The organism is Ruegeria sp. BHSB196 (assembly GCF_059613135.1).
The window spans coordinates 56,269-68,151 of the sequence record NZ_JBXWRY010000003.1; the positions used below are offsets into that span (position 1 = coordinate 56,269).

The 11,883-nt window shown below is 69.2% G+C and carries 11 protein-coding genes; 5 read left to right on the forward strand and 6 right to left on the reverse strand.

Features of this window, described 5'->3' with window-relative positions:
- Positions 1–102: 102 nt before the first annotated feature.
- Together AC2FNJ_RS03135 and AC2FNJ_RS03140 are read right to left on the reverse strand one after the other, a co-directional pair.
- Positions 103–741 (reverse strand): NUDIX hydrolase, encoded by a 639-nt coding sequence (locus tag AC2FNJ_RS03135; RefSeq protein ID WP_496762352.1) that lies wholly within the window; start codon positions 739–741, stop codon positions 103–105.
- Positions 742–750: 9 nt separating this feature from the next.
- A complete protein-coding gene (locus tag AC2FNJ_RS03140; protein ID WP_496762353.1) occupies positions 751–1,326 on the reverse strand; it encodes a GcrA family cell cycle regulator in 576 nt (191 codons plus the stop codon).
- 128 nt (positions 1,327–1,454) lie between these two features.
- Between AC2FNJ_RS03140 and AC2FNJ_RS03145 the strand changes: the two genes are divergently transcribed.
- Positions 1,455–2,258: an ABC transporter permease gene (locus tag AC2FNJ_RS03145; protein WP_496762354.1), complete on the forward strand. Its 804-nt coding sequence runs from the start codon at positions 1,455–1,457 to the stop codon at positions 2,256–2,258.
- Here AC2FNJ_RS03145 and AC2FNJ_RS03150 read toward each other — a convergent pair.
- Together AC2FNJ_RS03150 and AC2FNJ_RS03155 are read right to left on the reverse strand one after the other, a co-directional pair.
- A complete protein-coding gene (locus tag AC2FNJ_RS03150; protein WP_496762356.1) occupies positions 2,255–3,496 on the reverse strand; it encodes an MFS transporter in 1,242 nt (413 codons plus the stop codon). The genes AC2FNJ_RS03145 and AC2FNJ_RS03150 overlap by 4 nt on opposite strands.
- A gap of 90 nt (positions 3,497–3,586) precedes the next feature.
- Positions 3,587–4,513, reverse strand: a complete 927-nt coding sequence (locus AC2FNJ_RS03155) for a DMT family transporter (RefSeq protein WP_496762358.1) — start codon at positions 4,511–4,513, stop codon at positions 3,587–3,589.
- A 427-nt stretch (positions 4,514–4,940) separates the two neighbouring features.
- Here AC2FNJ_RS03155 and AC2FNJ_RS03160 point away from each other — a divergent pair, with 427 nt between their 5' ends.
- From AC2FNJ_RS03160 to AC2FNJ_RS03170, 3 genes are all read left to right on the forward strand, one after another.
- Complete coding sequence (locus AC2FNJ_RS03160; RefSeq protein ID WP_496762360.1) at positions 4,941–6,128, forward strand: aspartate aminotransferase family protein; 1,188 nt, start codon at positions 4,941–4,943, stop codon at positions 6,126–6,128.
- Between the two features lie 75 nt (positions 6,129–6,203).
- On the forward strand, positions 6,204–7,130 hold the full coding sequence (argF, locus tag AC2FNJ_RS03165) for an ornithine carbamoyltransferase (RefSeq protein ID WP_496762362.1): 927 nt from the start codon (positions 6,204–6,206) through the stop codon (positions 7,128–7,130).
- A gap of 81 nt (positions 7,131–7,211) precedes the next feature.
- Positions 7,212–8,204, forward strand: a complete 993-nt coding sequence (locus tag AC2FNJ_RS03170; protein ID WP_496762364.1) for a 2-dehydropantoate 2-reductase — start codon at positions 7,212–7,214, stop codon at positions 8,202–8,204.
- Positions 8,205–8,216: 12 nt separating this feature from the next.
- On the opposite strand, the gene AC2FNJ_RS03175 is transcribed toward AC2FNJ_RS03170, so the two are convergent.
- On the reverse strand, positions 8,217–9,686 hold the full coding sequence (locus AC2FNJ_RS03175; RefSeq protein ID WP_496762365.1) for an inorganic phosphate transporter: 1,470 nt from the start codon (positions 9,684–9,686) through the stop codon (positions 8,217–8,219).
- Positions 9,687–9,779: 93 nt separating this feature from the next.
- The gene (locus AC2FNJ_RS03180) at positions 9,780–10,265 is read right to left on the reverse strand and encodes an NUDIX hydrolase (protein ID WP_496762367.1); all 486 of its coding nucleotides are present in this window, start codon (positions 10,263–10,265) and stop codon (positions 9,780–9,782) included.
- A gap of 135 nt (positions 10,266–10,400) precedes the next feature.
- Between AC2FNJ_RS03180 and gnd the strand changes: the two genes are divergently transcribed.
- Positions 10,401–11,801 (forward strand): NADP-dependent phosphogluconate dehydrogenase, encoded by a 1,401-nt coding sequence (gene gnd, locus AC2FNJ_RS03185; protein WP_496762368.1) that lies wholly within the window; start codon positions 10,401–10,403, stop codon positions 11,799–11,801.
- The last annotated feature ends 82 nt before the right edge of the window (positions 11,802–11,883 follow it).

The window sequence follows — 11,883 nt, forward strand, 5'->3', positions numbered from 1 at the left end:
CACGCCGGTGCATGGTCGCTCTTCCGGCGGTACGGTCCGGCCCATGGATTGCCAGCCTGAGTTGTACGCGGATGCCCTGTGTCGAAAGACCGGCGCGGCCCGTCAGTCGAACACGGTCCGGCCACTTGACGCGGCCTCGAATGCCGCCTCGATATCGGCGCGCAGCACCCGCCCCAGGGACAGGTCCGGCAGGGTCTCCAGCGAAAAGAACCCGGCCTCGGTGGTCTCCGGTCCCGGTCGGGGCGTGTCGCGCCCGTCCTCGTCGCACAGGAAGAACAGCTTGTAGAAATCCCGCGCATCCGCGGGGTAGGGGTGCCGGGCCTTGTGACGCAGCGCATAAAGGTGCCGCGCCCGCACCTTCAGGCCGGCTTCTTCCCGGATCTCGTTCTCGGCGTTTTCCGAAGGCGACAGGCCGATGTCGGCAAACCCGCCCGGCAGCGCCCATTTCGCATCGGTCCGTTCGCGCACCAGCAGAATCCGGTCCCCGCGGATCACCGCCCCGCGCACGTCGAGGCTCGGCGTCGCATAGCCTGCGGCATGTTCGGAGACCAGCCCGTCGATCCGCGACACCGGCACCCGTCCCAGATCGGCCAGCATCTCGCGGGCGATCTGGGAGATTTCGTCGTACCGCGCGCGGTCATACGGATCGCCGGCATAGTGCCGGCCGGTATCGGCCAGTGCCAGCAGGCGTTTTGCCCGGGCCAGCCAGGTGTCCTCCAGCGCGGTCGGATCCTGGCGCACCGCTCCGGCTCAGCGCCGCCGGTCGCGCCGCGCGCTCATCGGCTGGAACGCGACGCCCACATGCGCCTCGCAATAGGGCTTGCCCGGCTCCACCGGCAGGCCGCAGAACCAGAAATCCTCGGTCGCCGGGTCGCCCACCGGCCACTTGCAGGTGCGCTCGGTCAGTTCCATCAGCGACAGCTTCTTGGCCTTCTTCTCGATCTCGTTGACCTTGGCCAGCGCCTCGGGGCTGATCTCGTTGGCCGAAGGCTGCGGCGGCAGCGGCTGGCCGGCCGGGATGATCTGGCGGCGCACCGGTGCGGCCGGCTTGGCCTCGGCCGTCGGGGCCGCGGCCGGGCGGGCCGGTTCGGTCTTGGGCGCGGGCTTGGGCTTGGCCTCGGCCTTGGGCGCCGGGGCCGGCTTTTCCTTGGTCTCGGGCTTGGCCGCCGCAGCGCCGGCATTGCGGTTGGACAGGCCAAGGCGATGCACCTTGCCGATCACCGCATTGCGGGTCACACCCCCCAGCTCCTTGGCGATCTGGCTGGCCGACTGGCCCTCGCCCCACATTTTCTTGAGCAATTCGACACGCTCGTCAGTCCAGGACATGGCTAGCCTTTCAAAAGCGGGAAAGCGGCCCCCATTCTGCGGCCGCCTTCGGAATTCGTATCAGCGCCCTATTCTAATCACTGCGGTCCGAGTTACAAGGCATCTTCGAATCGGCCGAGGGGGCAAACATGCGTGGTATCAGCGATCAGAGTCAGGATCGGTTCGGCGCCGTCAACTGGATGGGTCTCTACACGCTGGCCCAGCGCGAGGTGCTGCGGTTTCTGGCGGTCTGGACCCAGACCCTGCTGGCGCCGCTGGTCACGGCGGGCCTGTTCCTGCTGATCTTCAACATCGCCATCGGTCCGGGGCGTCCGGACGTGATGGGGGTGCCGTTCCTGACCTTCCTCGCGCCCGGCATCATGATGATGACGGTGATCCAGAATGCCTTTGCCAACACCTCGTCCTCGATGGTGATTTCCAAGGTGCAGGGCAACATCGTCGATACGCTGATGCCGCCGCTCTCGGCGCTCGAGATCCTGCTGGGCTATCTGGCCGGCGGGGTGGCGCGCGGCCTGATGATCGCGCTGGCGGTCGGGATCGCGCTGGCGCTGGGGCTCGGCCTGACGCCGGCGCACCCGGTCACGGCGCTGCTCTTCGTGCTGCTGGGCGGGGCCTTCATGGGGGCGATGGGCCTCCTGGCCGGCATCTACGCCAACAAGTTCGACCAGATGGCGGCGATCACCAATTTCATCGTGACCCCGCTGGCCTTCCTGTCCGGCACCTTCTACTCGGTCGAGGCGCTGCCGCCCGCCCTGAACCGCCTGTCCCATGCCAATCCCGTCTTCTATCTGATCGACGGGCTGCGCTATGGCATGATCGGCGTGTCCGACAGCTCTCCGGCGCTGGGGCTGGCGATCTGCGCGGCGGCGACGCTCGCGGTTTGCGCGGTGACCTGGCAGATGCTGCGCACCGGGTACCGGCTCAAGTCCTAGGCGGCATCCGCGCCCCGCAGGTGCCGTGGGCCGACCGGCCCGCGCGGGCGTCCCAGGCGCGGGTGCAGCCGCGCCGCGACCGTCCAGGCCCCGAACAGCGCCAGACCCCCGGCGGCGAACACGCCCGCCACCGGCGCGGCCAGCAGCACCAGCGAGGCCAGGCCGGGCGTCAGGATGCCCGACACATCCCGAAAGCTCGAATAGATCGCCGACATCTCGGTGCGCTCCGACGGCTTGACCGCCATCAGAAACGGCAGCCCCGCGCAGATGTCCAGAACGATCAGCCAGAGCGACCCGAGCACCAGCGCCGCCACCGACGCGACCGGCCAGCCCGCCAGCACGCCGGCGGCCAGGAAGCAGCCGCCGCAGGCGGCAAACCCCGTGCGCACCGCCGCGCGCAGCGACCGCCCCTGCATCCAGCGCAGGATCAGCGGCGCCGCGAAGAGCATCGCGTTGGTGAAGGACAGCAGGATGCCGCCCAGCTGTTCGCCCAGACCGCTCTGAATCGCGAAGATCGGCAGATAGACCACATAGATCCACCATCCGCAGGACCGGATCACCGCGAACAGGTACCCCGCCACCAGGCGCGGCTGCGCGAAAAACCGCGGCAGGAAGGCGAGGGGATTCTTCATCGGGCCGCGCGCCCGGGTGATGAGCTTGCCGTTGCCCATCCGCATCGCCCAGAAGACCGCCAGCATGACCAGCGCCGCGACGGCGCTGATGGCGAAGGGGGCCGGGTGCCAGTATTCCATCAGCAGCACACCGGCCACCGGTCCCACGGTCCATCCCAGCGCGCTGTAGAACATCCGGCTGGTCTCGCACCGGCCCAGCTCGATCCGGTCGATATAGTCCAGCACATAGGCGTTGAAGCAGATGAAGGTGATCACCGCCGCCACCGTGTTGCAGGCCAGCGACGCCACCACCGCCGCGGCGCTGCCCTGCATCGCCAGCGCCGCGCCGGCCACGTAGAGCAGGCATCCGGCCGTGTAGGCCCAGCGGCGCGGCACGAAGCGCACGGCAAAGGGCACCATCAGCCCGGCGAACAGCGACACGAGGCCGATCAGGAAATACACGAACGACACCCGCGCCGCATCCTCCAGCGCCCGGTACATGATCAGCGGAAAGACCGAGATCAGAATGCCGCGCACCACCGCTTCGAGCCCGGCGAGGATCCCGAACTGGCGGATCGAGGGGGCAGGGGCGTGGCGAACCCATTCGGGGATGCGGCGCTCGTGCATGCGGCAAACTCAACAAACCAATTTCGGTCAGATTGCCGGTCTGCCCCGCCGGTTCATGGGCGAATGCGACATCGGCGTCGCTGGCAGGCCCTAGTCGGGCGTTTTTTCTGCGATCCCGTCCGGATGTTTCGACGGGGGCCGCGCGCCGCCTGCCTCGCGCCAGGCCAGCAGCAGGCCGCCGCCTAGGATGATGGCCGCGCCGGTCACGCTGACCGCGTCCGGGACCACGTCGAAAATCGCCAGGTCATAGAGCGCCGCGAAGATCAGCGTCGCATAGCTGATCGGCGCCACGAACGAGGCATCGGCCCGCGCCATGCCGTTGACGAAACAGATCTGCGCGCAGGCCATCGCCAGACCGATGCCCGCCAGCGCTGCCCATTGCTCCGGCGTCGGCGCCTGCCAGACCGCCAGAACCGCGACCGTCGCGATCACCAGCCCCATCGAATTGTTCACCAGCAGGATCTGGATCGGGATCTCCCGCCCCGACAGCTTCTTGATGAAGATGAGTTCCATGCCGATCACCACCGCCGCGGCCAGCGCTAGCAGCGCGGCGGGCTGAAAGCTTGCCGGGGTCGGCCGCAGCAGAACCAGCGCCCCGGTCAGGGCGATGGCCGCCGCCAGCCAGCGCCACGGCCCGATTCGCTCGCCCAGCAGCGGGATCGCGAACACCATCGCGAAGACGGGGTTGAGAAAGGAAATTGCCGTCGCGTCGGCCAGCGGGATGAAGGCGACCGAGGCGAACATCAGCGTCACCCCCGCCCAGCCGAAGCTGGTCCGCCCGACATGCAGCCCCCAATGCGGCCGCTGCAGCGGCGGTCGCAGGGCTGCGACCGCCGTGACGATCACCACCCAGGCGAACAGGAACCGCCCGTGGCTGATCTGCATCGGATGCAGCGCCGGCCCCAGGGCGTCGGTGCCCAGCGCCTTGGCCAGCAGGGTGGTGGCCGCGATGAAGGCGGTGGCGGCAACGATCAGCCCCGCCGCCAGGGCAGGGTTCTGGGCCTTGGGCGTAAACATGCGACAAGCCGTGCGGCAGTCGGGATGAAATGGCAAGCGGCAAACGCGCGGCCCCCGGCGGAAACGGGGGCGCTGCCCCCGTCGCCTGACGGCGACTCCCCCGGAGTATTTCGGGCAAGATGAAGGGGCGGGGAAAGGGCGCGGCATGGCATGGGAACCTCCATGGCGCCGGCGGCAGAAACGAGCCGCGGCATTTTGAGGGTTTTCAGGCGCCTGTCCGGGCGCTATGGATGCCGGGATGATCAAACCCGCGCATATCGCTCCGTTCCGACGCCGACGCATCACCGCGTAACCGGCCCGTTTGATCCTTGCGCTTCGTTCGAATACGCGCACACTCACGCAAAAACCGTTGACGACCCCGGCCCACTGTAGCACCCCGTCCTGTGTATCGCTCGTCTGGGCTCAACCAACCGAAAAGGATGATCCGATGATCCCGTCCGTTCTGCCGACCTACAACCGCGCGCCGCTCAGCTTCGTCAAGGGCGAAGGCGCCTGGCTGACCGAGGCGGACGGCCGACGTTTCCTCGATCTGGGCGCGGGCATCGCCGTGAATGCGCTCGGCCACGCCCATCCGGCGCTGGTCAACGCGCTGACCGAACAGGCGCATGCGCTCTGGCATGTCTCGAACCTCTACCAGATCCCGCAGCAGCAGGCCCTGGCCGACCGCCTGGTGGAACACACCTTTGCCGACACGGTCTTTTTCACCAATTCCGGCACGGAATCCTGTGAACTCGCGGTCAAGATGGCCCGCAAGCACTTCCACGACAAGGGCCAGCCCGACCGGATCGAAATCATCGCCTTCGAAGGCGCCTTTCACGGCCGCTCCTCGGCCGGGATCGCCGCGGCCGGATCGGAAAAGATGACCAGGGGCTTCGCCCCGCTGCTGCCCGGCTTCGTGCATGTGCCCTTCGTCGATCTGCAGGCCGTCACCGACGCCGTGACCGACAGGACCGCCGCGATCCTGATCGAGCCCATCCAGGGCGAGGGCGGCATCCGCCCGGTGACGGACGCGGACATGAAGGCCCTGCGCCGGATCTGCGACGACAACGGCCTGCTGCTGATCCTCGACGAGGTGCAATGCGGCGTCGGCCGCACCGGCAGGCTCTTCGCCCATGAATGGGCCGGGGTCACGCCCGACATCATGATGGTGGCCAAGGGCATCGGCGGCGGCTTCCCGCTGGGCGCGGTGCTGGCCACCGAAGAGGCCGCCAGCGGCATGACCGCGGGCACCCACGGCTCCACCTATGGCGGCAACCCGCTGGGCTGCGCGGTGGGCTGCGCGGTGCTCGACCAGGTCGCGACCCCGGCCTTCCTCGAAGGCGTCAACCGCAAGGCGGGCCTCCTGCGCCAGAAACTCGAAGGGCTCGTCGCCGACCACCCCGAGGTGTTCGACGAGGTGCGCGGCACCGGCCTGATGCTGGGCGTCAAATGCAAGGTCGCCAATGCCGACGTGGTCCAGGCGGGCTATGACAACCTGGTGATCACCGTCCCCGCCGCCGACAACGTCATCCGCCTGCTGCCCCCCCTGACGCTGACCGAGGACGACATCGCCCAGGCCATGATCCGCCTCGACAAGGCCGCCGCCCAGGTCGAGGCCAGCCTCGCCTCCGCCTGATCTTCATCTTGCCCCAAATACTCCGGGGGTCCGGGGGCGGCGCCCCCGGCCACCGACAGCCAAAAGCGATCCGACATGAACCACTTTCTCGACATCCACAAAACCGACGCCGCCGCGCTGCGCTCCATGATCGACCAGGCCGGGGCGATGAAACAGGCCCGGCTCGGCCGTCCCAAGGCCGCACCCGACGACGACCAGCCGCTGGCGGGCCGCATGGTGGCGCTGATCTTCGAAAAGCCCTCGACCCGCACGCGCGTGTCCTTCGACGTGGGCGTGCGCCAGATGGGCGGGCAGACCATGGTGCTGTCCGGCAGCGACATGCAGCTGGGCCACGGCGAAACCATCGCCGACACCGCCCGCGTGATGTCGCGCTACGTGGACATGATCATGATCCGCACCTTCGACGAGACCGTGCTGACCGAGATGGCCGAATATGCCGACGTGCCGGTGATCAACGGTCTGACCGACCGCACCCACCCCTGCCAGATCATGGCCGACGTGCTGACCTACGAGGAACACCGCGGCCCGATCGCGGGCAAGAAGGTGGTCTGGACCGGCGACGGCAACAATGTCTGCGCCTCGTTCCTGCACGCCGCGGGCCAGTTCGGATTCGACCTGACCTTCACCGGCCCCGAGCAGTTCGACCCGGAGGACGAGTTCATGGGCTATGCCCGCCGCAAGGGCGCGAAGATCGTGATCGAGCGCGACCCGTTCAAGGCGGTCGAGGGCGCGGATCTGGTGGTGGCCGACACCTGGGTGTCGATGCACGACGCGCAATCGGCCAAGGAGCGCCGCCACAACCTGCTGCGCCCCTACCAGGTCAATGCCGAGCTGATGGCCCATGCCAAGCCCGACGCGCTGTTCATGCACTGCCTGCCGGCGCATCGCGAGGAAGAGGCGACCTCCGAGGTCATGGACGGCCCCAATTCGGTGATCTTCGACGAGGCCGAAAACCGCCTGCACGCGCAGAAGGCGATCATGCGCTGGTGCCTCGGGGTCTGACGCCGATCCGGCCGGGACAAAGCGCCTTGCGCCACCCGCGTGCCCCGCGGCATCCTTGCCGGACCAAGCGGGAGGCGCATCATGAAGATCACCATCGCGGGCGCGGGCAGCATCGGCTGTTTCTGCGGCGGGCTGCTGGCCGCCGGCGGACATGACGTGACCCTGCTGGGCCGCGCCCGCATCCTCGGGCAGATCGCAGGGCACGGGCTGACGGTCACGGATTTCTCGGGCCTGCGCCGGACGATACCGGCCGACCGGTTCGCCCTGTCCGAAGAGCCGTCCTGCCTCTCCGCCGCCGAGATCGTCCTCGTCACCGTGAAATCCGGCGCCACCGCCGAAATGGCCCGGCTGATCGCGGCACATGCCCCGGCCACGGCGCCGGTCCTGTCGTGGCAGAACGGGATGGAGAATGCGCGAACCCTGCGGTCGGAGCTGGCCGACCGGGACGTGCGCGCCGGGATGGTGCCCTTCAACGTGGTCCCGACCGGCCCGGCGACCTGGCACCGCGCCACCTCGGGCGACATCCTGATCGCGGCGGGTCCGGGCGATCTGGCGCGGCGGCTCTCGGTCCCGCACCTGCCGGTCGCGGAAAGCGACCGGATCGAGGCGGTGCAATGGGGCAAGGTGCTGATCAACCTCAACAACGCGCTCAACGCGCTGTCCGGCCTGACGCTGCGCGAACAGCTGCTGGACCGCGCGTGGCGGCGGCTGATGGCCGACCAGATGGCCGAGGCGCTGGACGTGCTCAAGGCCGCCGGGATCGCCGTCGCCTCGACGACTCCGGTGCCGGCGTGGATGGTGCCGCATATCCTGCGCCTGCCGACGCCGCTGTTCACCCGTATCGCGGCGCAGATGCTGACGATCGACCCCAGCGCCCGCACGTCGATGGCCTACGACCTCGAAGCCGGCCGGCCGACCGAGATCGACAGCCTGCAGGGCGAGATCCTGCGCCTGGCCGAACGCACCGGGCGCGCGGCGCCGATCTGCGCCCGGACGGCGCACCTGATCCGCAGGGCGACCGAGGCGGGCGCGGGCGCGCCGGGGCTCTCTCCGGACCGGATCCGCACCGCCTGACCGGGGCCGCACTCAGCCCAGCGCGGAGAGCAGGCGGAAGAACACCGCCGACATGGCCGCCGCCGCCGGAACCGTGATGAGCCAGGCCGCGACGATGGTCATGAAATGCGAGCGGCGCACCAGTTTGCGGCGCTGCCGCTCCTCGCGTGCCAGGCGCGTTTCAGGCATCTGACCGGACCTGCGCCGCCGCTCGCCGTGCCATTCCCGGTAGAACCCGACGCCAAAGACGCCCCCCACCGCGACATGGGTCGAACTCACCGGCAATCCCAGCCAGCTGGCGATCAGCACCGTGACCGCCGCCGACAGCGCCACGCAGAAGGCCCGCATCGGGTTCAGCTTGGTGATCTGGCTGCCGACCATGCGGATCAGCTTGGGGCCGAACAGGAACAGGCCAAAGGAGATCCCGAAGGCGCCGATCACCATGACCCAGACCGGCACCGGCACTGTCGCCGCGAAATTCCCGAACTCGGCGGCATGCACGATGCCGGCCAGCGGCCCCACCGCGTTTGCGACGTCGTTGGCCCCATGCGCAAAGCTCAGCAGCGTGGCGGCCACGACCAGCGGCAGCCCGAACAGCGATTTCAGCGACCGGGTCCGGTTCTCCATGCCCTCGGACCTGCGCCGCACCCAGGGCACGGTCAGACCCCACAGCACCACGCCGCAGACCAGCCCGATCAGCAGCGCCGTCCCCGGCGCGACCGTGACGACTTGACTCAGACCCTTGACCGCCAGATAGGCGGCAAAGACGCCCCCCATCAGCGCCACCAGCAGCGGAACCCACCGCCGCGCGGCGGCGATCTTGTCGTCCCGGTACTGGATCCGGGCCTTGATCAGCGCCAGAACCGCCGCGGCGATGACGCCGCCGGACACCGGTGCGATCACCCAGCCCGCCGCGATCGCGCCCATCGTGGCCCAGTTCACTGCGCCCAGCCCGGCGGCGGCGATGCCCGCCCCCATGACCCCGCCCACGACCGAATGCGTGGTCGAGACCGGCGCTCCGATCCAGGTCGCGACATTGACCCACAACGCCGCCGCGATCAGCGCCGCCAGCATCGCCCAGATGAACACCTGCCCGTCCCGGACCGAGGCCGGATCGATGATGTCCCGCGAAATGGTCTCGACCACGTCGCCCCCGGCCAGCAGCGCCCCGGCGCTTTCGGCCACGGCGGCCACGGTGATCGCCACGCCCATCCTCAGCGCGTTGGCCCCCACCGCCGGCCCCATGTTGTTGGCCACGTCGTTGGCGCCGATATTGATGGCCATGTAGGCGCCGAACACCGCCGCGGCGATCACGACCAGGCTGCCGCTCAGCTGACCGAAGAACACCGCCGCAGCCAGCCCCGCCAGCACCACGAAGGCCAGCGCGATCCCCAGCCCGACCAGGGGGCGCGCGACAAAGACGCCGGCCCGCTCGACCCGCGTGATGCGGTGCAGATCGGTATCCAGCGCCTTCCAGCGCGCCTCGGGCGGGGTGCCAGTCATCGGTTCAGGGGCCGTGTTCGCGTTCAAGCCGCCGTGCTACTGCGTTGCACCGTCCGAGACAAGCAGAACGCCGCAACGATCTCGTGACGCCGGTCAGAGCTTTCGCAGCAGATCCTGCAATTCCGGCTCACGCACCCGCCGCGCGGCCTCGTCCGGCGAGACCCAGACCCTTTCGCGCTCGTCCGCCTCCGGATAGTCGTCGGCCAGTTCGTGGACGTGGACGAGATAGACATTGGTCAGGACCGGGAGAACCGACCCGTCCTTGAGCACCTTGTCATAGGTGAACGCCCCGAACGGCCCGCGGTCGAGCGCCGCGCCGCGCACCCCGGCCTCTTCCCAGGCTTCCCGGAGCGCGGTTTCGGGCCCGTCCAACCCGTCGATCGGCCAGCCCTTGGGGATGATCCACCGCCCGGTGTCGCGGCTGGTGATCAGCAGGACATGCTCGCGGCCGCCTTCCGGTCGCAGGCACAGGGCCGCGCACTGCACCTGCTTGGGGCGCAGGAAAAGCGGCCTTGCGACCTCTTCCCAGAACTTGCGCAGCGTCGCCGCCATCGGAATGTCCGTCTCTCTGCGTGGCATGTGCCAAATTGACCGATTTATAGTCTCGGGCGCAGCAATTTCAACCGATTCTTCGAGAAAGTGATCGGAAATGCCCGACTTGCAGCGCCCGTCAACCTGACGCATCCTGCCCGCACGGCAATGGGCAGGGAAGATATGGGCACGGCGCAAATCGGCATCTACGGCCTGGGCACCATGGGCAGCGCGCTTGCGCTGAATTTCGCCGAACACGGTGTCGGCGTGGCGGTCACGAACCGGGAAACCGACTGGATCGCGCCGTTCCTCGACAGGGCCGGACCGCTGCGCAGCGAAATCGCCGGCTTCGAGACCCTTGCGGAATTCGTGCAGGCGCTGGAACCGCCGCGCGTGATCCTGCTGATGATCCCGTCGGGCGATCCCGTGGACGCCATGATCGACCGGTTTCGGCCCCTCCTGACGCCCGGCGACACGCTGATCGACGCCGGCAACGCGGATTTCCACGACACCCGCCGCCGCTGCGCCGCCTTCGCCGGCACCGGGCTGCATTTCGTCGGCATGGGCGTGTCGGGGGGCGAGGACGGCGCGCGCCACGGCCCGTCGATGATGGTGGGCGGCTCGGACCACAGCTGGCGGCACCTCCGCCCCGTGCTCGAACCCATCGCGGCCCGGTTCCGCGGCGATCCCTGCGTGGCGCATCTCGGCCCGAACGGTGCCGGGCATTTCGTCAAGACCGTGCACAACGGCATCGAATATGCCGACATGCAGATGATTGCCGAAATCTACGGGCTGCTGCGGGACGGGGCCGGGTGGGACGCCCCCCGCATCGGCGCGCTGTTCGGCGGGTGGGAAACCGGCCCGCTCGCCTCGTTCCTCGTCGAGACCACCGCCCGCGTCCTGCAGACCACCGACCCGGACTCGGGCCGGCCGATGGTGGACATGATCCGCGATCAGGCAGGCCAGAAGGGCACCGGGCGCTGGACGGTGATCGAGGCGCTGAGGCTGGGCCAGTCCGCCTCGGCCATCGAGGCCGCGGTCGGCGCCCGCGCCTGGTCCGCCGCCAAACCCGCCCGTCTGGCCGCCGCCACGCAACTGCCGCCTGCGGCCGGTCCCGCCCCGGTTCCCGATCCCGACATTCTGGCCCGGGCGCTGTTCGCCGGCCGCCTGCTGGCCCATCTGCAGGGGTTCGAGATCCTGCGCGCCGCCTCGGCCGAATACGGCTGGTCGCTCGACCTCGCCCGCATCGCCGAGATCTGGCGGGCGGGCTGCATCATCCGCTCGTCGCTGCTCGACGATCTCGCCCCCGCCCTGCGGGCCACGCCCGAACGCCCGGTCTTTCTGGCCCCCGCCATTCCCGGCCTGCTCGGCCCCGCGCTGCCCGGCCTGCGCGAAACCGTGGCGCGGGCGATCACCGCCGGCCTGCCGGTCCCGGCCCTGTCCGCCGCGCTTGCCTGGTATGACAGCCTCCGCCAGGCCACCGGCACCGCCAACCTGATCCAGGCCCAGCGCGACCTGTTCGGCCATCACGGGTTCGAACGCACCGACCGACCGGGCAAGACCCATGCCGACTGGAACCAGTGACCGGGCGGCGCTCGGCAACTCTCCGCCCCGATCCGCGCGACCGGCTTTCCATGCCAAGCCCCGGGTCGTAGCCTTGCATGGC